Origin of the sequence: Prevotella sp. 20925_1_30 (assembly GCF_041433025.1) — a bacterium.
GTDB classification, from domain to species: domain Bacteria; phylum Bacteroidota; class Bacteroidia; order Bacteroidales; family Bacteroidaceae; genus Prevotella; species Prevotella vespertina.
This window is the reverse complement of the sequence record NZ_JAPWAR010000017.1, coordinates 16,902-38,178: the sequence shown is the minus strand read 5'-3', so window position 1 is coordinate 38,178 and position 21,277 is coordinate 16,902. Positions and strand designations below refer to the sequence as shown.

General features: G+C 38.7%; 20 protein-coding genes. 5 read left to right on the top strand and 15 right to left on the bottom strand.

Annotated features, from left to right (window positions below; all coding sequences use genetic code 11):
* Positions 1-292 precede the first annotated feature (292 nt).
* The 5 genes from O3603_RS08385 to aspS all read right to left on the bottom strand — a co-directional run bounded on the left by O3603_RS08385 (position 293) and on the right by aspS (position 5,281).
* Positions 293-1,327 carry an esterase-like activity of phytase family protein gene (locus tag O3603_RS08385; protein ID WP_371522153.1) on the bottom strand — a complete coding sequence of 345 codons (1,035 nt, stop codon included), beginning with the start codon at positions 1,325-1,327 and terminating at the stop codon, positions 293-295.
* Positions 1,328-1,499: 172 nt separating this feature from the next.
* On the bottom strand, positions 1,500-2,567 hold the full coding sequence (locus tag O3603_RS08380) for a mannose-1-phosphate guanylyltransferase (protein WP_009435267.1): 1,068 nt from the start codon (positions 2,565-2,567) through the stop codon (positions 1,500-1,502).
* 106 nt (positions 2,568-2,673) lie between these two features.
* Complete coding sequence (locus tag O3603_RS08375; RefSeq protein WP_371522151.1) at positions 2,674-3,000, bottom strand: hypothetical protein; 327 nt, start codon at positions 2,998-3,000, stop codon at positions 2,674-2,676.
* Between the two features lie 64 nt (positions 3,001-3,064).
* Positions 3,065-3,349, bottom strand: a complete 285-nt coding sequence (locus tag O3603_RS08370) for a winged helix-turn-helix domain-containing protein (protein ID WP_009435287.1) — start codon at positions 3,347-3,349, stop codon at positions 3,065-3,067.
* Between the two features lie 174 nt (positions 3,350-3,523).
* A complete protein-coding gene (gene aspS, locus O3603_RS08365; RefSeq protein ID WP_371522149.1) occupies positions 3,524-5,281 on the bottom strand; it encodes an aspartate--tRNA ligase in 1,758 nt (585 codons plus the stop codon).
* Positions 5,282-5,527: 246 nt separating this feature from the next.
* Between aspS and O3603_RS08360 the strand changes: the two genes are divergently transcribed.
* The gene (locus O3603_RS08360) at positions 5,528-5,911 is read left to right on the top strand and encodes a DUF1573 domain-containing protein (protein WP_009435289.1); all 384 of its coding nucleotides are present in this window, start codon (positions 5,528-5,530) and stop codon (positions 5,909-5,911) included.
* Positions 5,912-5,992: 81 nt separating this feature from the next.
* Here the strand turns inward: O3603_RS08360 and O3603_RS08355 are convergent, their stop codons facing one another.
* From O3603_RS08355 to O3603_RS08315, 9 genes are all read right to left on the bottom strand, one after another.
* The gene (locus O3603_RS08355) at positions 5,993-6,325 is read right to left on the bottom strand and encodes a cupin domain-containing protein (RefSeq protein WP_371522147.1); all 333 of its coding nucleotides are present in this window, start codon (positions 6,323-6,325) and stop codon (positions 5,993-5,995) included.
* A 304-nt stretch (positions 6,326-6,629) separates the two neighbouring features.
* A complete protein-coding gene (locus tag O3603_RS08350; protein ID WP_371522145.1) occupies positions 6,630-7,088 on the bottom strand; it encodes an HU family DNA-binding protein in 459 nt (152 codons plus the stop codon).
* Between the two features lie 416 nt (positions 7,089-7,504).
* Positions 7,505-9,064, bottom strand: coding sequence for a hypothetical protein (locus tag O3603_RS08345; RefSeq protein WP_371522143.1), 1,560 nt, complete (start codon positions 9,062-9,064; stop codon positions 7,505-7,507).
* Between the two features lie 38 nt (positions 9,065-9,102).
* Positions 9,103-9,291 carry a hypothetical protein gene (locus O3603_RS08340; protein ID WP_371522141.1) on the bottom strand — a complete coding sequence of 63 codons (189 nt, stop codon included), beginning with the start codon at positions 9,289-9,291 and terminating at the stop codon, positions 9,103-9,105.
* 563 nt (positions 9,292-9,854) lie between these two features.
* The gene (locus tag O3603_RS08335; RefSeq protein ID WP_371522139.1) at positions 9,855-13,115 is read right to left on the bottom strand and encodes a carboxypeptidase regulatory-like domain-containing protein; all 3,261 of its coding nucleotides are present in this window, start codon (positions 13,113-13,115) and stop codon (positions 9,855-9,857) included.
* Positions 13,116-13,371: 256 nt separating this feature from the next.
* Positions 13,372-14,133: a 16S rRNA (uracil(1498)-N(3))-methyltransferase gene (locus O3603_RS08330; RefSeq protein WP_371522137.1), complete on the bottom strand. Its 762-nt coding sequence runs from the start codon at positions 14,131-14,133 to the stop codon at positions 13,372-13,374.
* A gap of 66 nt (positions 14,134-14,199) precedes the next feature.
* Positions 14,200-14,757 (bottom strand): UvrB/UvrC motif-containing protein, encoded by a 558-nt coding sequence (locus tag O3603_RS08325; protein WP_009435097.1) that lies wholly within the window; start codon positions 14,755-14,757, stop codon positions 14,200-14,202.
* A gap of 20 nt (positions 14,758-14,777) precedes the next feature.
* Complete coding sequence (locus tag O3603_RS08320; RefSeq protein WP_273540606.1) at positions 14,778-16,040, bottom strand: MFS transporter; 1,263 nt, start codon at positions 16,038-16,040, stop codon at positions 14,778-14,780.
* A 75-nt stretch (positions 16,041-16,115) separates the two neighbouring features.
* Positions 16,116-16,712, bottom strand: coding sequence for a DUF3256 family protein (locus O3603_RS08315; protein ID WP_371522135.1), 597 nt, complete (start codon positions 16,710-16,712; stop codon positions 16,116-16,118).
* Between the two features lie 62 nt (positions 16,713-16,774).
* Between O3603_RS08315 and O3603_RS08310 the strand changes: the two genes are divergently transcribed.
* Together O3603_RS08310 and O3603_RS08305 are read left to right on the top strand one after the other, a co-directional pair.
* The gene (locus O3603_RS08310; protein ID WP_315441397.1) at positions 16,775-17,353 is read left to right on the top strand and encodes a zinc ribbon domain-containing protein; all 579 of its coding nucleotides are present in this window, start codon (positions 16,775-16,777) and stop codon (positions 17,351-17,353) included.
* Positions 17,353-17,676: a hypothetical protein gene (locus O3603_RS08305; protein WP_287316877.1), complete on the top strand. Its 324-nt coding sequence runs from the start codon at positions 17,353-17,355 to the stop codon at positions 17,674-17,676. The genes O3603_RS08310 and O3603_RS08305 overlap by 1 nt, the downstream gene beginning before the upstream one ends.
* A 657-nt stretch (positions 17,677-18,333) precedes the next feature.
* Here O3603_RS08305 and O3603_RS08300 read toward each other — a convergent pair.
* Positions 18,334-19,131 (bottom strand): DUF5715 family protein, encoded by a 798-nt coding sequence (locus O3603_RS08300; RefSeq protein ID WP_371522133.1) that lies wholly within the window; start codon positions 19,129-19,131, stop codon positions 18,334-18,336.
* A 131-nt stretch (positions 19,132-19,262) separates the two neighbouring features.
* On the opposite strand from O3603_RS08300, the gene O3603_RS08295 reads away from it, so the two are divergent.
* Positions 19,263-20,210 (top strand): PhoH family protein, encoded by a 948-nt coding sequence (locus tag O3603_RS08295; protein WP_155716249.1) that lies wholly within the window; start codon positions 19,263-19,265, stop codon positions 20,208-20,210.
* Between the two features lie 21 nt (positions 20,211-20,231).
* Positions 20,232-21,182, top strand: a complete 951-nt coding sequence (locus tag O3603_RS08290) for a phosphoribosylaminoimidazolesuccinocarboxamide synthase (protein ID WP_371522131.1) — start codon at positions 20,232-20,234, stop codon at positions 21,180-21,182.
* Positions 21,183-21,277 lie beyond the last annotated feature (95 nt).

The window sequence follows — 21,277 nt, the reverse complement described above, 5'->3', positions numbered from 1 at the left end:
TAATCAATGTCTTAGGAAAAAAGTATAATCTTTCAAATCAGAAATACTATACTTTTTAGTCAAAATGTATATACTTTTTGTCGAAAACTGACCTACTTTTTAGCAAAAACCTATATACATTTTGAGAAAAACGGAGGTACAATTTATGAAAAACGGAGGTACGATTTGCCAAAAACCTATATACGTTTTTTAAAAAAGCTACCTAGCACTTATTTTTTACGAATAATGTCTTGTTATAAAAGCTAGATTGAAAAAAGTAAATGTAAAGGATATTCACAAACAAAACAGACGGCTAACGAATAACAATCGTACGAAACCAATCACGCAAAACACCTCCATACTGGTTTTGACTATCCGCACAAAGGACAAGAACCTGACTACCATTTGCAAGTTGAGGACCAAGGCACATACCTTCATAGTTAGCCAAATCTTGACAAAATAAGCTTAAAGTCGTTTTCCATTCGGCTATTAATGTCTTCGCAAGATAGGGCGAATCAGATTGAAGGGCTGTATCGGGAGAGACAGAAATACCTACGTTTGGATTGACGCAATAGATTTTATTGATGACAAATGAACCTAATTTACCTTGAGTTACTAGGAACTCTCGTTCTAAAACAAGTAATCGCCCATCATTTAAAGCTGTCAAAGCAGGCACCCCCATAGCATAATTAGAGGCATTCTTCTTTGTCTTTGGACTATCCATACGATAGGCATATTCAGTTTGAGGCAGTAGGTTTTCATCAAAACTTTGTAGACGTAAGCGATTACAAACTTGATTTTGAGGATTAGCCTGCGCACCATCACATCGTAAAGTACTCTCTGAAGTGGTCCAAAACAAGTGGGTTTTCTTGTTATAAGTAAGTGCTTCAAAGCCATATTGTGCCGTAGAACCATTGAAAATAGAGGGTACTTTGAGACGTCTACCAGTTAGCTGTCCATGCAAATCATATTCTAAAATACTATTATCAGCCTCTCTAGAAATAAAAATTGTACTATCTTTTGGTAAGAAAGCAATCCCCTCCTCATCATGATTTCCATCGGAAGATGCACGAAAGCCATCAGAAGTTATATTGCGAATATCGCCGGTTATACTATCAAGTTGTATATGAAAAATAAAGAAGCCACTTTTCTCTGCCTTATCAGATACCACGGCATAAGAATTACCACCTAACCATGTCAGACCACTATAATTACCTTTCGGCAAATTTTGATGGAAATAATGCTGAGGATTGACTCTTACTAACGTTGGAACCTGTGCTATTAATGGACAAGAAAGATTTACAGAAATGAAAAAAACAATCTTTGGAAGTAACTTCATTAAACCCATAAAGACGAATAATCAAATGATATAAAGACTTAAAACGCTTATTCTAAATTCGTAAAATAATTCTGTTGCTCAACTCATTTTACTAATATATCCACATATTATGTGCTTCAAAAGATATTACACATACTATGTGGATATAAGTTTTCAAATATATGGTGGGAAGATAAAAACCTTATCCTTCCCCCGTAAATTGCTTCAATCTTTGTTCTTCAGAGAGTTTACAAATCAGTAATTTACCTCCTTGTTCCGCAACAATATAGCCATCCAAACCTTGAATCACCACTTTGCGTTCCTCTGTTGTGTGGACGATACAATTCCGACTATCAAAGAGATGTATCTCTTTACCAATGGTCGCATTCCCATATAAATCATGCTGACTCTGCGCAAGAAGAGAGCCCCAAGTGCCTAAGTCGCTCCATCCAAAAGATGCTGGACAGACAAAAATCTCTTCAGCACGCTCCATAATGGCATAATCAACAGAAATATTCTCACATTCAGGATATACCTCATCAATGATACGTTGCTCCTCAGCAGTGCCAAGCACATCCATAATCCTCTCAAACACACGGGCGACACTCGGCTGATAAATACGGAAAGCATTTACGATTGTTGATGCACTCCAAATGAAGATACCAGCATTCCAAAAGAAATTATTTTGACGAATATATTGTTCAGCCGTCTCAAGGTCTGGCTTCTCACGGAAGTGATCAACACGATAAATCTCCTTGTTACGTGCAGAAGCATTTGAAAGATCAGCCTGAATATAACCATAACCTGTTTCTGGACGTGTTGGTTTCATTCCCAACGTAACAATAGCATCTGTTTCCGCTGTAAACTTCATACAATTCGTAACAACACGTCTGAACTCCGTATTGTCCATAACAATATGATCACTTGGAGAAACTACGATGTTAGCCTTAGGATTTTCTTTCTTAATACGCCAACTAACATAGGCAATGCAGGGAGCTGTGTTACGACGGCAAGGCTCACTTAGAATGTGATTCAGTGGTATCTCTGGCAGTTGCTCATGAACTAAGTCGACATACTTCTGATTGGTTACTACCCAAACATTATCTGGAGAAACCACGCCCTCAAAACGATCATAAGTTAATTGCACAAGAGTCCTCCCAACTCCTAAGACATCAATAAACTGTTTAGGGTGCTCTGTTGTACTCATTGGCCAGAATCGACTACCAACGCCGCCAGCCATAATAACAAGATGATTATCCGATTGTGCCATAGATTGTGTCTGAAATTAATATATTTGCAAATATACAAATAAAAAATATAATGACCAGCTTATGAGGACTTTTTCTTGTTTAACTGGCATTTAGATGATAGAGTTTTTAAAATAATGAAAGACTTTGGTCTTTCGTTGGCTTTTCTATCGTAGAATCCTCTTTCTCATCACGAAATTGAAGAATGAATTGCTGTGAAAAGCTATTACTTGCATTGAGACGATAGATGCCTTTCCTAACTCTCTCTATCAAAGAACTGGGTAATTTACTATTCTTCAAGAGATAACCTTGCACATATTTACGTACATCGTCTTGTATTATTGGATGGAAAAGAGAATTGCAAGCATTATAAACATGATGGGAGATTTTCCAAACAGAAAGCCCCTCTTCACCAGCTTCAACAAGCACGCGGATTATTTCTTTATCGTATTGCATATAAAAAAGGGAGTCAATACACTTTCATACGGCTCCCTTTCTATTCTAATGTTAATGTATTCGATTAGGCAAGTGTAACTTTATTGCCCTCGTCCTTAACTTTTCCTTCCTTTAAAAGCCAACCAATACCCAAATAAACTTCTTCGGTAGAAATACTAGCTGCCTTTGCAATCTCTGCTACACTGAGAGCTTTTTCTTCAGCTGCAAGCGCATTGTAAACATCACCTGCTCGGTAACCAACATTTACTTCGTTGATAGCAATGGCTGTAGCCTTTGAAGCTGACTTTCTGGTAGTGGCTTTCTTTGCTGCCGCCTTAGGAGCAGACTTAACTTCTTTCTTTTCTGTCATAATCTTACAAAATTAAAGTCTCATTCTTTTTGACCAAATCACTATTTATTAGTATTTGCTTACAAAGATACATCAAATATCCTAAAGTCTTAAATACATTTTACAAAAAGTAAGCTGATACGAATGGATTAATTTCAACAACATTGATTTTATTGATATAAATCAACAATATGACTAATCTTTTATGTCAAGCTTGATCTCCAATTCGTCTAATTGCTTCTGATCTACAGCAGAAGGAGCATCTAACATCACATCACGACCACTATTATTCTTAGGGAAGGCAATGCAATCACGAATAGAATCAAGACCAGCAAGAATACTTACGAAACGATCAAGACCGAAAGCAAGACCTGCATGAGGTGGTGCTCCATACTTAAAGGCATTCATCAAGAAACCAAATTGTGCTTCTGCACGTTCTGGAGTAAAGCCAAGAACCTCAAACATCTTCTCTTGTAATTGAGTATCATGAATACGGAGTGAACCTCCACCAACTTCAATTCCATTGCAAACAAAGTCGTAAGCCTTAGCACGTACTTGCTCTGGATGCTCATCCAACAATGGAATATCATCAGGATTAGGCATTGTAAATGGGTGGTGGGTTGCCATAAGTCTTTGTTCTTCATCGCTCCACTCAAACAATGGGAAATCAACAATCCAAAGACACTTAAATACATTCTTATCACGAAGACCTAAACGATCACCCATCTCAAGACGTAGAGAACAGAGCTGAACACGTGTCTTATTTGCATTATCACCTGATAAGATCAAAACAAGATCACCATCTTTGGCACCAGTTGTCTCCTTTACCTTATTTAATTGCTCTGGTGTATAGAACTTATCAATAGAGCTCTTAACAGTTCCATCCGTGTTATACTTGATAAACACAAGACCATGTGCTCCAACCTGTGGACGCTTAACAAAATCTGTAAGTTCATTGAGCTGCTTACGACTATAATCAGCACAACCAGGAACGACGATACCGCCAATATAATTAGCTTCATCGAATACAGAGAAAGATCCAGTACCTTTCAACTCATCCATCAATTCAACGAACTCCATACCAAAGCGCAAGTCTGGTTTATCAGAACCAAAACGTTTCATAGCCTCATGCCATGTCATCTGTTCTAGCTTAGGAAGTTCAACACCACGAATCTCACGGAAGAGATGACGAGCCATTTCCTCAAACAGATTGATAACATCATCTTGATCTACAAACGACATCTCACAATCAATCTGAGTAAACTCTGGCTGACGATCGGCACGCAAGTCTTCATCACGGAAACACTTTGCAATTTGGAAGTAACGATCGAAACCTGCTACCATCAATAATTGCTTCAAAGTTTGTGGACTCTGTGGTAAAGCATAGAATTGTCCAGGGTTCATACGTGATGGAACAACGAAGTCGCGAGCTCCTTCTGGCGTAGAACCAATAAGAATTGGAGTTTCCACTTCCATAAATTTCTGTGAATCGAGGAAGTTACGGATAAGGATTGTCATTCTATGACGTAACTCAAGATTCTTACGTACAACTTCACGACGAAGATCAAGATAGCGATACTTCATTCGCAAATCATCACCACCATCAGTATTATCCTCAATGGTGAAAGGAGGTGTCAAAGAAGGACTTAATACATTCAAATCCTTTGCTATAATTTCAATATCACCTGTAAGAATCTTGTTATTCTTACTCTGTCGCTCGCTAACAATACCTTTTACCTGAATACAATATTCACGTCCCAACTTGTTGGCTTCACCACACAGACTAGCATCATCTGCTTCATTAAAAACCAACTGAGTAATACCATAGCGATCACGGAGGTCAATAAAGGTCATACCTCCCATTTTACGCGAGCGCTGTACCCAGCCAGCTAGGGTTACTTCCTTGCCTGCATCCGAAAGGCGCAGCTCTCCACAAGTATTCGTTCTATACATAATTGATTATGTTGATTATATTTATCCTCTGAACTATAAAGTTATGCAAAGATACTAACTTTAAATGAGAAACAGGAGTTACCTTATAAAAATATAAGAATGCAAACAAAACTTTCAGTCCTAATGCCAATTTGATGACTAATATTTAATAATTCCTACTTAATTATTGTGAAACTTCATGGAAACTATAAACTTTCTAACTAAATTTGCACCATAATAATAAGAAACAACTAAAGGATATATAATATGAAAAAGCTCTTATTAATGACACTCCTACTAGTTATGGGAGTAACTTTTGCAGTTGCACAGAATCAAGCTGAGATTAAATTTGATAAGGTAACTCATGATTTCGGAACATTTAAGGAGAGTAGTCCCGTACAAAAAACAACATTCACTTTCACAAATATTGGTAATGCGCCGCTAGTCATCAATCAAGTTATTGCAAGCTGTGGATGTACTATCCCACGCTATGACAAGCGTCCTATCGCTCCTGGACAAAAAGGTAGTATTGACGTAACCTACAATGGTACTGGAAAATTTGCAGGACACTTTAAGAAGAGTATCACCGTGCGCACCAATGGTAAAAATGAAATGACCCGATTGTATATTGAAGGTGTAATGGAGAGATGATAAAAGTAAGAAAGATAAAAACAATTAGCGGCAGACATTATTGTCTGCCGCTAATTGTTTTTATACTCCTACTAGCAATTACTATCCCAATGTTGGTACAATAGCAAGATATACAACATCATGATCTGTACAATTCTCAAACCAATGGAAGTGTCCCTCTGGACAATAATGTAACTGCCCCACCCTTGCAACCTCCATACAATCATCATAATGTACAGTTAATTCGCCACTGATAACAAACATCGCTTCAAAAGTACCAACATGTTGATGCTTTCCACTACATGCACCAGGTCGTAATGTTGAATACATGATACGAGCCTTATCATCAACAAACGCACGCATATCAAGTTTCCCTTTTCCACCTTTGAAGCCTTCTATATGCTCTTCAACAATCTTATCGAAATCAATAATCATAATGTTTGAGTTTTAATTATGATGCAAAGGTACTAAAAAAGAAGAGTGTACCAAAATGCAAATGCTTTTTTGACACACCCTCATCCTATTAAGTCCTCCTTCCTAACTGCACCCCGTTAGGCACTCCCCTCTCCCTCGGGAGAGGGGTTGGGGGTGAGGCAGTGTACCACGGAAGCGAGAGAACCAAATTAATACACTAGTTTTGAAAGACATTAATTTCACAATTAATATAATCGATTGTCTTATTACAGAACGATTGATATCCTGAATCAATCTTAAATGCTCCCGTGGTACATATCATAACTCACCCTGCCTGTGGTCCTGTGTGGTCTTCACTCCCCTCGCCTTTTGGAGAGGGGGCGGGGGTGAGGCTTTTTTCCTCTTCTTCTTTCTTCCTCAACGATTCGTAAGAGTTTGCAGCCAACTCACGCTTCAATTCCGTTCCCGGCGTGAAGACCACACGAGGCTTAATCGTCTCGGTCTTAAAAGCTTTTTCAGTTTCCGCTCCTTTGCTCGACAACGTGACACGCATTGAACCGAAATTACCTAGCTGAATACTAAAACCATCACGGAGGTAATGTGGCAAACAATCAATAAAGTTATACAACACATTCGACACATCACCACGTGTCAAGGACGAACGCCCCGCAATGTCACGTGCAATGTCATCCAGCGACTTATGCCCAACGTTTACTGCATTGGCATAATACTTCACTTCCTCCCGCTTCTGCGGATTCTTCTTCTGAACTAATTTAAATCTCATGATTCTTAGGTTTTTAAATTATTAAATAACTATTGTTTATCATAGCGTAGGGCAGCACGCCTCTGCTTCTGTTCGCTGCATCTTCATGCTGCCCCATTCTATTTTCTTAATTTATTTTCCTCCTCTCACCGCTTCATTTTCTCACCCTTTCAGCATCCCCCTCCTGCCAGATACGTATTGCCTTACTGCCGAATACGTATCTACGTGCTGTCAGATGCGGTGAGCGTTGCCGTTAGATACGCATCTAGCAACTGCGCAATACGTATCTAGCAGTCCGTAGATACGCATCCGCCTGTGTGTAGATGCGGTGAGCGCAGCGACGGAATACGCATTCTGCTAAAATTCTCCTCATTAGGCACTCCTCTCTAACGGAGAGGGCTAAAATGATGCTTTCTTAAGAAGTTCAATCGCAAGGATTACTCAAATGCCGTTACCCTTAATCCTGCTTGACGCATGAAATAGGGATTAACATCAGCACTAGTATTACTAAAATTCAACAGGAATGCAGTTGTTTCATCAAAATCCACAATATTAGAAGACCAATAATAACCTTGCTTACCAACATCATACAATGTTCCATTAGAATAGTAACCCAAAGCCGGCAAGTAAAAATAATCCTTTGCATTAGTAGTAGAAGGAAGATTTTGAATTAGATGCGTGTTACTTATGCTATATAAATCATTTCTTCCATTGTAAGCCAGCGTCTTCGAATAGCCAGATATCTTATCATGCTTTAAGAACCACATACCACCTTTGTATAAGTGTCCCATAGTTGTCCACAATTCATCTGCATCCCAACGGGGGTCGCCATGCATACAGTACCAAGAGATCTCATTGGCATTAGGTGCAATTGAGCATAAATTTGTTGCTACTACATTATGATCCCCTCCATGAAAACTGCGAGGGTCGGGGGAGATGTGAATTTGATAATTGCCATTTCCATTTATTGTTGGTTGACTACCACCTTTATTCCACTCATCCCCTTTCCAGTATTGTTCCTGTGCATCCCATTCGGTGTAATGATCGCCATCGTAATCAAACGGATCAAGATTAGCGGTTATATCATGGATAGAACCAGCTGTACAGTTAAGGGTAACAATCTTTGATACCGTTCCCTCTATCGTTCCGTCTGGATTATCAGTTGTATTGCGAAGCCAGTAGCGAATACGGAAAGTGTGAGTACCAGGAGCAACGACTGCATAAGTAGCATTCTTGCTCATATCATCAGCGGCATTATCTATTGCGAAGCCCGAACCAGTTGTTACAGTAATCGTCTTAGAACCACCTGAAGCAAGCGTAAGTGTGCCATCAGCAGCCATATTGTAAGTTCCAGCAATCTCATCATCGCTCATAATCTCAACCTTAATCAACTTGCTACGCTTTACATATTCGTTGTTTGTACGAGGAATTAAGCAAAGATAGGAAGCTTTATGGTTAAGTGTGAATGTATAATCATTACCAGCTTTATTACCTGTTGCTATTCCGCAATCTCCCGATTCCCCAGCATGATCAAAGTTATTTGGGGCAGACTGCGTTTGTGTTGCTTTAATCTCTACTTGTGGTTGTGAGCCTGTAACAGCCGTATTGGTGTAAATAATATCATGTGAAGCCCCTGTATATGTGCCAGACAACGAGAACTTAGCAAAAGACAAGTTTGCTGCCGAAGGTATTGTCGCCGTAGCACTCTGCTGCCAATTTCCTCCATCATCTTTTACCCATATCTTGTCCGTACTGCTCCAATTTACGGAAGCACCTGTGCCCTTTGTATGGTTAAGGATGGCTGTACGTGTTGTTGCATCTGGTTGAGACGTACCTGTAAAGACAGTTGTACCAGCTGAAATATTATCTTTCTTCTGCTTTTCATCCTGTGCAACATCATCATTAGCACAGCTGGCAGCAAACAATAAAGCTGCGAAGCCGTAACATATACCTCGCATTACTGAACCTATAGTCGTTCTCTTCATAAACTTATTCATTTCTTTTCCTTTCTGATAATTCTTAATCGTTTTCCGTACTATTCCAAGAAGTCCCCACCTTGGTCTTCCTCTTCATCGTTAAAAAAATTACGTTTTGCATCGCCTGTTACTATACCAGGTTGAATTGTACCGGCATTACCACTGGCATGAACCAAGAGAGCTTCTGTCTCCGTACAAACAATGTTGCACTGGGGCTTTTGATAAATCTTTCTTTCAATTACCATCATTTCGTTTAATTTTAAGGGATACGTAGTCAGCGTATCCTACTTGTTTATTGATTAAAATAGCTGTTATTTTGTTCTTATTTTGCTCAAAATAGAGTTCGCAAAAGGGCATAAAAAAGCGAACAAAGGAAACTCCTAGAAGTCCTTTGTTTACAGGGGTTACGACACGCTTCGCGCGCGCGTATGCGAGAAGAAAAAATGTGTTATTAGACGCTAGGTGCGCATATTGTGTGTGTGTGTTAGCAAATTATTTGGATTGACCAAAGATAAAGTGCAAAAAGATGCAAAGAATCGAATAATTCTTTGCAGTACTTCATTCATTTGATATGTCATTGCTAATTCTTTCACGGCGGCAAAGGTAAGAAGAATAAATTAACTAGCCAAATAAAAACAAAAGAAAAAGCCTCACCCCCAACCCCTCTCCGAATGGAGAGGGGAGTAAAATGTACTTTTTGCTGGGAAGTTATTGGGGGATTAGCACTAGAAAGAATGTGCAATTTGTTAGGAAGTCGCTAGATGATTACTAGGAGAGTCGCTAACAAATTACAAGAATTGAATACTCTTAATTAAAAGGTATAACGTAAGCCTAGCTGACCACGCCAACGGCTATAATATGTATCATAGTTTCGTGCAACGTGTGTACCATCAAATTTGAATACTCCATTACCTTCATAATTGAAAGGACTAAAGTAACGACCAAACTCGTCGCCATAAGTATGTCCCCAATCTTTATTCAAGAGATTGCCAATATTTATAATATCCAAACTTAATTCAAGAGAATTAGTTTGACCTGCAACTTTGAAGCTATACTTCTGTGCGAGGTGTACGTCAAAGTGATTCTCAAAAGCAAGGTTATCAGCATAACGCTTGAAATATTCACCACGATGATGATTCATATAAGAGTCATCTGCTATCCATTGCTTCATCAAAGAGCGTTGCTGTGCCTCTGTGAGAGTTCCATTGAAGCCAGAACCAAGTACTTTTGTAATCAATGGATAAATATCCTTACTATTATTAACTTTTACACCACTCGCAAATTTCATGCGATCGATTTGAGCATCTGTTGGTATCCACATCAAGTCATTACCATTAGCCCCATCACCATTCATGTCACCATAAACTTCAATCACATAAGGAGATCCACTACGACCTTGATAAATCAAACCGATAGTTGTCTCCCACTGTTTCTGTACACCATAGTTTATATGATAATAAGCACTTGCTTGAAGACGATGAGGAACGTTATATGCACTAAGACTAAGTTCAGGATCATTAACATCACGATAAGTTGCATTATACATCCAGTTACTACCAGCAACTGATGAAGTTCCACTATTAACACTCATAGAACGAGTCCATGTGTAACTTGCCATAAGATCGAGCCCAAAGTTAAAGTGCTTCTCACCCTTTAATGAAAGACTAGTTGTGTAACCTTTACTTGTATTATAGAGTGCATAAACATAAGAGAAAGGACTTCCAGTAGTTGTGCGTTCATACATTGGACGATTATCCCATTCATAACCAGTAACCTGCGCAAATGTTTGTCCAGTCTTATCAACAGCAAGATTCTTATAATAGATATCGTTCAAAGTCTTTGAGTAAAGGGCTTCTGCTGTCCAATCAATACCTAGAAGATGGAAATCAAAGCCTAAGTTAGCTTTCAGAGTCTGGGCAAACTTGAACTTATCTTCAAACACATTTACTTCCTGACTACCTGCAGCTCTCAATCGAGTAGCATTAGCTTCTTGCCCATTAGGATTAAGAATAAGCTCCAATCCCTTAGGATTATTTACAGAATAGGTCTGCATCTGCAAACCAGTCTTTGCGAAGTTGTTACTAATCCATACGTATGGTATACGTCCTGTGAAGATACCCAATCCACCACGGAGAATAAACTGACGATCCTTATTAATATCCCAACGGAAACCAACGCGTGGACTCCACAAAGGAGTACTAGAAAGTTTATGATTTGTACGAACGTCCCAATTATGCTGTGCAGCATAAGTATTGAAAGGTTCATTGGCCGTTGGAGTCTTGAAGAAGAGAGGAATCTCCATGCGCAAGCCATAAGTCAATTGAAAAGATGGAGTAATATGCCACTTATCTTGTGCATAGAAACCAAGCTGACCAGCAGAGAAAGGCGTCTTCCAACGTGGGTCACCTGTAACATCAACATTTGCTACACCATAACGATACTGACGGAAGTAGTTATAGTTTGGATCAATTGTACCAGCCACAAAGTCTGCATAATACTTATCGAAATGCGCCTTATCAGTAAAATTATAAGATCCATTTGCATCCTGGATAAATAGGTTAGCAAACTTATAAAACTCATTATGAGTACCGAAAGTAAAGGTATGATTACCCTTATACCAAGTCAAGTTATCTTCTACAGTATAGATATCCTGGTCAAGAGAGTTAGCCATTGAAGAGCGTTCGTTACCAATATTTACTGATCCACCAGTTACTTGCAAAGAAATCATAGGGAATGCAGAAGCAACATTGCGCTTATCGCGAACACGTACATAGCTTACACGTGCCTCATTACTTATTGTAGGAGAGATACGGCTCTGTAATTCTGCTGTGAAAGAGTTCGTCTTACTAGTAAATGGGAAGTAATAATGATCATCATTAAGAGAAGAAGAAGAACTTACAACATTCAATTGCTTAGCATCTACATAGCTCCAACGGAAAGAGAACTTATTGAAGTCATTGATATTCCAGTCAATCTTTGCACCTAATTTATTACTCTTCGTGTAGATATCAGGGTTTGCGAAGGTACCATCATACGATAATCCTTGACGTTGAGCCATATCCTTAACCTTCTGAAGAACATCATCAGCTTCATCTGGATTTACACGTGAGCCTGTTTGACGATAGCCATTAAGATTTGGATAAGTCTTATTTGCATTCTCATAGTTTACAAAGAAGAACAACTTGTTCTTAATAATAGGACCACCCAATGTTACACCCCATTGATACTGCTCCTGTTTCTGATATTTTGGCGCATAACCTGTTCCATCAGAGTATGGATAATGATGACCTATGAGACTTTGGTTGTTACCAAATCCATAGACACTACCATGGAACTGGTTAGTACCAGACTTAGTAATAGCATTGATTGAACCACCTGTGAAACCACTCTGACGAACATCGAATGGAGCAACATTTACTTGGATTTGCTCAATTGTTTCCATTGATACAGGTTGTGTGCCAGCCTGACCACCATTAGAACCACCAGCTGCTAAACCAAACACGTCATTATTCATTGCACCATCAATCATAAATGAATTATAACGATTGCTAGCACCTGCAAATGACATGGCACCATTACTTGATGTCGTAAGCTGAGGATTAAGACGAGCTACATCAGCAATACCATGAGTAATACTTGGCATGTCTGCAATTTGCTTAGACGAGATACTCTGTGCTGCTCCCGTCTTCGTCCCATTGACGCCCGCATTACCAGTTACAACAACTTCTTGAAGTTCCTTAGAATCATCTTGAAGTGAACAAGAAAGATCCTCCGTCTCACCAAGACGAAGCGTTACATTTTCAAATGTCTTAGTCTTTTGACCAATATAAGCCACTTGAATTTTGTAAGGACCACCAACGCGCATACCCTGAATAGTGTAGCGACCATCAATGTTAGTTACAGCCCGGTAAATAGTTCCTGATGGTAGGTGCGTAGCTGTAACAGTTGCCCCAATTACGTCTTCACCTTGAGACGTCACTCTACCACTGATTCCTGATGTCGTTATCTGAGCCATAACAGTAGTTGTCATTGCTAGCAACAACGTAACCAAGAAAAGTAATCTTTTTTGCATAGTTTGCTAAGAGATTAAAATGAAATAATAACGATATTTAAAATATGTTGCAAATATAAATAAAATAATTGATACTTACATGAGAAATGTGAAATTGTTTTTAAGTCTATATCACGGAGAAGTTATTTCCATGAAGCTCTCTATCTTACTATATTGCTAATCATAACCTTTTAATATTCTAATTCTTTACTTTCATCTATTATTATCATACGTTTTTAAAAGGAATATATACATTCCTATTATAAACAAAAACAGCTTACACTCTTCGTGCAAGCTGTGACATTATTACGGCACTAAGCCCTGCGGTCTCCGTACGCAAACGACTATTACCTAAAGTTACGCTCTTGAACCCATGATTAATAGCATAACGAACCTCCTCTATAGAGAAATCACCCTCTGGACCAACTAAAACAGTAATATCATTATTGAGAGAATGGTCGTCTTCAGACACCAAGTGGGTACTTTCAGAAGAGCTATTAATAAGAGAAAAGAAGTCATCTTTCAATATTTCTGAGTAACAATGACAAATATACTTCTGCCCATCACAGGTATGATTATCAATAAAATTACAGAAAGGAGTCATATCATTTACAATAGGTTTCCAAGCCTTATGACTTTGTTTCATAGCAGATACCACTATCTTTTCTATGCGATCAGTACGCAAAACCTTTCGCTCAGAGAACTTACAATTTAAGAAGGTAATCTCATCGAAGCCGATTTCTGTGGCTTTCTCTGTCATCCATTCCATGCGTCCCATGTCTTTCGTTGGTGCAATAGCTAAATGAATTCTCCCATGCCAAGTAGGTTCTTGCTTTAATATTTGTTTGATTGTATAGAAACATTTCTTTGATGTAGCCAATGAAACCTCAGCTTGATAGAAACATCCCTCACCATCCATCAAGAATATCTCATCACCTTCTTTCAATCTAAGCACACGCAAAGCATGAATCGCTTCCTCTGTTGGAAGTTCTTTCTCCACATTAGCATTAGGAACAAAGAAATATCTAACTTCTTTCATTATTTATATATGACTTCTCCTACTTATCTTATCCTTGTTTTCAACCTTTAAGGAATAAAAAGAGCATTACCCCTCATTATTACTCTTATCTCTTTGATTTAATTCATCCCTTAACATTGAAGCTAACTCATAATTCTCTTCTTCGATAGCTTTGTCTAATGCTTTCTTCAACATCTCCAAAGTCAAGGTATTAATGGGAACTGCCAACCTATTCTTAGAAGGACCACAAGGAACACTTTGCCGATTAAAGAGATTTTCTTCCATAAAGAGATTCAATTTAGCTATATGAGCTAAAAGGATAGCATCAGAAGCACGCATAGGGGTAAGACTCAAATCGTCCTTATTTACAAGTAAGGCTTTATATTGCCCATTCAAAACTGAATTAAACAGAATCTCATAATGCTCGCTTGTCATAGACGGATTAATACTGCAAAGCACCTCTGGTAATAGCCGCTCCGTATTTATCTTTTCATCTGTTCTAAGTCCAAATTGATACTCCATGTGCTCATCACAGACAATAGCTATCTGCCGACTCTCTGACATATCTGAAAGAACGAGAAGTCCAAATTCAGAACCTCCTACAATCTGAGAAACACCAACATGTATTAATTGAACTTTACCCATCTATATATTGTCCAAAAAGTTTATGCTTTCTTAGGACGGAATATCAATGCAAAACAAACACCTACAACAAAGGCATAACCTGCAAAGATGAACCAACAAGATGACCAATCACCCACGGTCAATGTATCCGAACCCACCACCTTGGGATAAGTGTATGAATTTACAAGTGCTTGAGCAGCTAGCGTTCCGATTGTTGCACCTATACCATTTGTCATCAACATGAATAATCCTTGTGCAGATGAACGAAGAGATGGCTCCGTACTATTATCAACGAACAATGAACCCGAGATATTAAAGAAGTCGAAAGCTACTCCATATACAATCATTGAAAGGACAAATAGCAAAATACCAGGGAAGCCTGGATTACCAACGCCGAACAATCCAAATCGCAATACCCAAGCAAACATGGCAATCAACATCACATTCTTTATTCCGTAATGGCGCATAAAGAATGGAATCAATAGAATACAGCAGGTTTCACTAATCTGAGAAAGACTGATTAGGATATTCGCATGCTGCACTCCGAATGTATCGGCAAACTCGGGTTGAGCTCCAAAACTAAATAAGAAGGGGTTTGCAAAACTATTCGTAATCTGAAGACTTACTCCCAAAAGCATAGAAAAGACAAAGAACACTGCCATCTTCTTTTGCTTAAAGAGGGAAAAGGCACGCAATCCGAAGGCATCAATGAAGCTTTTCTGCTCCGTACCTTTACTAACTGCGCAGTTCGGTAACGTAAAAGTGTAAAGGAAAAGAATGATACTTACAATGCCTGATGTGATAAATTGGTTCTGATTGCTCTGGAATCCCATAATATCAACCAGCCACATTGTAAGGATAAAACCAATCGTTCCGAATACACGAATCGGTGGAAAGTCCTTCACGGTATCCATTCCCGCATTAGTCAACGCACTATATGCAACTGAATTTGACAAAGCCAATGTAGGCATATAGAAGGCAACTGATAAAGAATAAAGGGTAAAGATAGTGGTAAAGTTGGCATGCTCACCTACACTCAAACCATAACCTGCCGTGGCAAACATGAAAACTCCTGCAAGTAAATGACAGAAACCTAAGAGTCTTTGGGCTGGTATCCATCGGTCTGCGACAATTCCCATCAATGCAGGCATAAAAATTGATACAACTCCTTGCATAGAATAGAACAAACCAATCTCCGAACCTATACCAATATTACCCAAATAACGACCCATAGAGGTCAAATAGGCTCCCCAAACTGCGAACTCCAAGAAGTTCATTAAGGCCAAACGTACCTTCAAATTCATGTCTTCAGCTATTAATTTTGTGCCGACAAAAGTAGTAACTTTTTAAGAAACCACCAAATCTTAAAATCATTTTTACTAACGGAAATCCTTACCCGTCCAATGCAAAACCATCGGTTTTATATAAGGTTCCACTCGCTTTCTATCTTCTTTCGATAAGAGCGGATAGTTAAAACTCACCAACAGAGAGTTATCATCTGCGTTAAGATGTAATTCTTTCAGGCGAGGAGTCATTAACGACTTTATATCATTCCACTCCATTTCACTAATTGTGTCAGGTTTTTCTATCGTTTCTTGAGGGAGAATCACCATTGCTTGTGCCTGCCATTGCTGATTAAACAGACTTAGTTTACTCTCAGCGACAGGACCTTTCCAAGTCTGAACCAACGCAATAGTTGAATTATCTAATAACTTTATTTCCAAAGAACTAGCCTTGCTCAACTGAACAAGCATATAGTTTTTTGTCATGCGTTCTATCCGTGTCGTATCATCCAATAGATTTTTCACGGCAGGATCAACGCCCATTTTTACATAATCAGCTAGCTCTGTACGCAAACTCTTATTCAAATAAGGAGAGATTGTATCAGGCATATCTATCCAAACATCACGCAAATTTTGCGCTGATGCACCCAGCCAACAGGTAAGGAAACAAATAATTACTAACCACTTCTTCATATCTTTTTCCAGTATGATATCTTCTAAATTCGATTGCAAAGGTACAAAAAAGAAAAGAACAAATGAATAAAAACCTAAATCGTTTTGGAATCTCTACCTTTTCACTTACCTTTGTTGCCAAAATCACAAGTAAAACAATGGATATGAATAGTTCTGAAAATAATAATGAAGGCAACAAGATGGAGCAAAATGATATAAAAAATGGCAAACCTATGCCGAATAAAGACAAAGACGAACCTACTCTTGGCAGAGGAATGGTTGCCTTTATCGTCTTAGGAACAATATTCCTTGTGGCTTTTGGATTCATCTATTACGCCCAGCACAAGAATGATCCCGAATATACGCAAACGGCGATTGAGCCTGATTCTAACTTAGCGGAGACAAACAAGGCTAAGTTTGATACGGTTGCGATAGATACTGCAAAGACTAATTCAACCGACAAACTTGAGGAACAGCAGGCTGAAAAGGTATATAATAGTATTCGAGGACGCAGTCACGTCCGCCACAATCGCAGTCATAGTGAGGCTTCAAGCTCAACAAATGAGGGGAACAACGAGCCGGAAACTCCTTCAACTTCGCCAAATCCTACCCCTTCACCATCGGCGCCTAAGCCTCATGTTGAATCAATCGAGATGGAGTAATGAAAATAATCAGAACAAAATACTTACCACCCAAGAATTATGATGCCATCAATATTCTTGGGTTTCTTTTCGTTCATCCTGAAGTAAAACTTACAAAGGAGCTTATCAATCATGAAAAAATCCATACACACCAAATGATTGAAATGCTCGTTTTGCCCTTTTATCTATGGTATTTCATTGAGTGGCTCATTCGAATCCCCCTACCAGGTCGTGCATATATGAATTTATCATTCGAACGAGAGGCGTATTCTAATATGAATAACCTTCATTACCTAGCGACTCGCAAACCTTATGCGTGGTTGAAATATCTAAAATCGCACTAGTAAATCAAGTTTTACTTCCTATTCTGTTCCCTTAAAACAAGTATAATTCGCCCTATTTCTAATCTGATTTTAAAGGAATCAGTGAGAGCTATATTTGTAATAGAATATTATCATTTTCCCTATCTCTAATTGCGTTTTTCTGATAGAAGGCTCTATTCGCCCTCAAATATGCGCTTAAATAGAGAATTTCGATAGTATCTTATAAACTACTGATATACAGATAATTACAAAAACGATGCTTATTTCTGGATAAAAAGTACTATCGTTTTAAGTGAAAAGTAGTATCGTTTTAGGCAAAAAGTACTATCGTTTTATCGGAAATAGAGGTTCGTTTTACTAAAAACAGAGGTATGATTTGCACAAAATGGAGGTACGATTTCAATAAATCGCTTAATTCATCTCATTGAGATGCCAGTAAGTTCGCTAGAATTTGATAGGACAGAAAAGAAATATGTAAAATATATTTTCCTAAAACCTACTCACATTTCTCCCCTCTTTACCCCTCCTTATTCCTACAATTAAAAAAGAATCATTACCTTATATATATCATCCCTATATGCGGATAATGAACTTATAATACATCCATGACTTATAAAACGTAAAAGACGCCTTTCTATGTCTCTGAAAGGCGCCTTCTCGTATGTTGTTAGGTACAAGCTATTTCACCGTAATATGGAAACATCCTTGCAATTTCTCATGCTTAATATAGCATCGCCCTTGCTTACGTAAGTCATTAAGTACCTCACTTAACACCCATTTCAGAGTATCATTCCTCACCGGACGAGTGACAGTAGCGTAGCGATTATAGGCTATATCGAAAGTTGTACCATATAAATGACAACTATTAGAGGTTGCATTATGGTTATGCTGACGCAGTTTATCAACATCCTCTTTCGTTCGTAGCACACTAGATACTAATATTTTATTGATAGGAACACCTTTGGCTTGCAAGCTATCCATGAAGGTGCGCGCTATATCTTGAAGTAAAACAGCCGCACGGGGCACAAGATAAGGAACACTGCTATTGAGTTTCTTTAAATCATAGTAAGGATTACTTCCTATATATACTAACTCGTTCTTACGTTTCTCCGCATCTTGACGATTAGCAACAGGTCGAACACCATAATGGAAGGCTGAGGCTAATTGCAAAGATTGGGAGTCGGGGAAACTCTCGTCATAATCTCTTACACCAACTATCCTATTCTTCTTCAACGCACCACCCGACTTATAAAACGAAGATAACTTCATCCTATCGGGAGTAGATTGGGATATTATTTTGATTGAATCAGCTCTCCTACGCTCTTCTTCCGTCATCTTACCATTTTTCACATTCTCCGTCTTATGCCCAAACGGAATAATAGATGGGAACAATAACTTAATGGTAATAAAAAAGAGTGTTATCCCTATGAATACTACTAATAAACGCCTTTTATTAATCTTTGATTTCCTTTTCATTGCTACAAAGGTAATAAGAAAAGAGGAAAGCAAATAAGAATGTAAGCTATCCTAATTATGAATTAAGAATTATTTGCAGGTATCACTAATTTATAGTAACTTTGTCACCATAATATATAAAACAGACAGCATTGATAGAAAAGCATATAGTTCTTGAGGACATAGACCCTGTAGTCTTCTATGGAGTTAGCAACGGGCATCTCCAAATGATTAAGTCCCTCTTCCCTAAGTTGAGAATCGTTGCACGAGATAATGTTATCCGTATCTTGGGCGACGAGGAAGAGATGGCGAAAATAGAAGAGGACATTGAGACTATGCGCAAGCATATTGTAAGGTATAATACCATTACAGAAGAGGACATCCTTGACATCGTGAAAGGTAGGAAAACGAAGGCTGATGCGGTGAAGGACGTCCTTGTTTATTCTGTAGCAGGTAGACCTATCAAAGGTAGATCCGAAAATCAACAACAGCTAATAGATGCCTTTGATAAACATGATATGATATTTGCCGTTGGACCAGCTGGAACAGGTAAGACGTATCTAAGCATTGCCTTAGCTGTTAAAGCACTAAAGGAGAAGGCTGCAAAGAAGATTATTCTTTCACGTCCAGCAGTTGAGGCTGGTGAGAAACTAGGATTCTTACCAGGTGATATGAAGGATAAGATAGATCCATATCTACAGCCCTTATACGATGCTTTGGAGGATATGATCCCTGCAGTTAAGCTACAAGATATGATGGATAAACATATTATTCAGATTGCGCCATTAGCTTTTATGCGAGGTCGAACACTGAGTGATGCTGTAGTTATTCTCGATGAAGCGCAAAACACTACACCTGCTCAAATCCGTATGTTCCTTACTCGTATGGGATGGAATACAAAGATGATTATTACAGGTGACTTGACACAGATAGACTTGCCACACGCTGAGAAGAGTGGATTGAAAGAAGCTCTCTCTATCTTAAATCATGTAGAAGGTATATCTGTTATCAATCTCGATAAAAAAGATATTGTTAGACACAAACTAGTTACGCGTATCGTCAATGCTTATGAAGCACACGATAAGGCGGACAAGAGATAGGACTCTATAAACATAAAAACAATGAAAGCATTAACAAAAACTGAATTCCATTTTGATGGACAGAAGAGTGTGTATCACGGCAAAGTACGTGATGTGTATGACATCAACGACGACCTCATCGTCATGGTAGCTACCGACAGAATCTCTGCATTCGATGTCGTATTACCAAAAGGAATACCATTCAAAGGACAGGTTCTGAATCAGATTGCAAGCAAGTTCCTTGACTTGACAGCTGATATCTGCCCTAACTGGAAGTTAGCAACACCTGATCCAATGGTAACCGTTGGTCTGAAGTGTGAAGGCTTTCGTGTTGAAATGATTATCCGCTCCATCCTTACTGGTTCTGCATGGCGTGCCTATAAAGATGGATGCCGTGAGATTTGTGGTGTAAAGTTACCTGATGGTATGCGTGAGAATGAGCGTTTCCCAGAACCAATCGTAACTCCAACTACCAAGGCTGACGAAGGTCACGACATGAACATCTCTAAGGAAGAGATTATTGAGCAGGGTATTGTATCAGCAGAAGACTATGCAATCATCGAAGACTGGACACGCAAACTCTTTGCACGTGGTCAGGAGATTGCTGCAAAGCAGGGCTTGATACTCGTTGATACAAAGTATGAGTTCGGCAAGCGTGATGGTCAGTGCTACCTCATTGATGAGATTCACACACCAGACTCAAGCCGCTACTTCTACGCAGAAGGTTACGAAGAGAAGTTTGAGAAGGGCGAACCTCAAAAGCAGCTTTCAAAGGAATTTGTACGCCAGTGGCTTATCGAACACAACTTCATGAATGAACCAGGTCAAACTATGCCAGAGATTACAGACGAATATGCCGAGAGCGTCAGCGAACGTTACATTGAGCTTTACGAGCATATCACTGGTGAGAAGTTTGATAAAGCAGCTGAAGAAGGTGATATTGCTGCACGTATCGAGAAGAACGTTAAAGAATATCTAGCTTCTAGAAAGTAACTAATTGAGGAAAGAAAGGAGTTAAGGTAGTTAAGAAAGGAAAAGATAATCTCTAACACTTCCTATGCCTATCAATAAAGCATATGGCATTAACC

Bases quoted from the DNA above. Each gene is read 5' to 3' on its own strand.
- O3603_RS08385 (WP_371522153.1), bottom strand. From the start codon at position 1,327: ATGGGTTTAATGAAGTTACTTCCAAAGATTGTTTTTTTCATTTCTGTA.
- O3603_RS08380 (WP_009435267.1), bottom strand. From the start codon at position 2,567: ATGGCACAATCGGATAATCATCTTGTTATTATGGCTGGCGGCGTTGGT.
- O3603_RS08375 (WP_371522151.1), bottom strand. From the start codon at position 3,000: ATGCAATACGATAAAGAAATAATCCGCGTGCTTGTTGAAGCTGGTGAA.
- O3603_RS08370 (WP_009435287.1), bottom strand. From the start codon at position 3,349: ATGACAGAAAAGAAAGAAGTTAAGTCTGCTCCTAAGGCGGCAGCAAAG.
- aspS (WP_371522149.1), bottom strand. From the start codon at position 5,281: ATGTATAGAACGAATACTTGTGGAGAGCTGCGCCTTTCGGATGCAGGC.
- O3603_RS08360 (WP_009435289.1), top strand. From the start codon at position 5,528: ATGAAAAAGCTCTTATTAATGACACTCCTACTAGTTATGGGAGTAACT.
- O3603_RS08355 (WP_371522147.1), bottom strand. From the start codon at position 6,325: ATGATTATTGATTTCGATAAGATTGTTGAAGAGCATATAGAAGGCTTC.
- O3603_RS08350 (WP_371522145.1), bottom strand. From the start codon at position 7,088: ATGAGATTTAAATTAGTTCAGAAGAAGAATCCGCAGAAGCGGGAGGAA.
- O3603_RS08345 (WP_371522143.1), bottom strand. From the start codon at position 9,064: ATGAATAAGTTTATGAAGAGAACGACTATAGGTTCAGTAATGCGAGGT.
- O3603_RS08340 (WP_371522141.1), bottom strand. From the start codon at position 9,291: ATGATGGTAATTGAAAGAAAGATTTATCAAAAGCCCCAGTGCAACATT.
- O3603_RS08335 (WP_371522139.1), bottom strand. From the start codon at position 13,115: ATGCAAAAAAGATTACTTTTCTTGGTTACGTTGTTGCTAGCAATGACA.
- O3603_RS08330 (WP_371522137.1), bottom strand. From the start codon at position 14,133: ATGAAAGAAGTTAGATATTTCTTTGTTCCTAATGCTAATGTGGAGAAA.
- O3603_RS08325 (WP_009435097.1), bottom strand. From the start codon at position 14,757: ATGGGTAAAGTTCAATTAATACATGTTGGTGTTTCTCAGATTGTAGGA.
- O3603_RS08320 (WP_273540606.1), bottom strand. From the start codon at position 16,040: ATGAATTTGAAGGTACGTTTGGCCTTAATGAACTTCTTGGAGTTCGCA.
- O3603_RS08315 (WP_371522135.1), bottom strand. From the start codon at position 16,712: ATGAAGAAGTGGTTAGTAATTATTTGTTTCCTTACCTGTTGGCTGGGT.
- O3603_RS08310 (WP_315441397.1), top strand. From the start codon at position 16,775: ATGAATAAAAACCTAAATCGTTTTGGAATCTCTACCTTTTCACTTACC.
- O3603_RS08305 (WP_287316877.1), top strand. From the start codon at position 17,353: ATGAAAATAATCAGAACAAAATACTTACCACCCAAGAATTATGATGCC.
- O3603_RS08300 (WP_371522133.1), bottom strand. From the start codon at position 19,131: ATGAAAAGGAAATCAAAGATTAATAAAAGGCGTTTATTAGTAGTATTC.
- O3603_RS08290 (WP_371522131.1), top strand. From the start codon at position 20,232: ATGAAAGCATTAACAAAAACTGAATTCCATTTTGATGGACAGAAGAGT.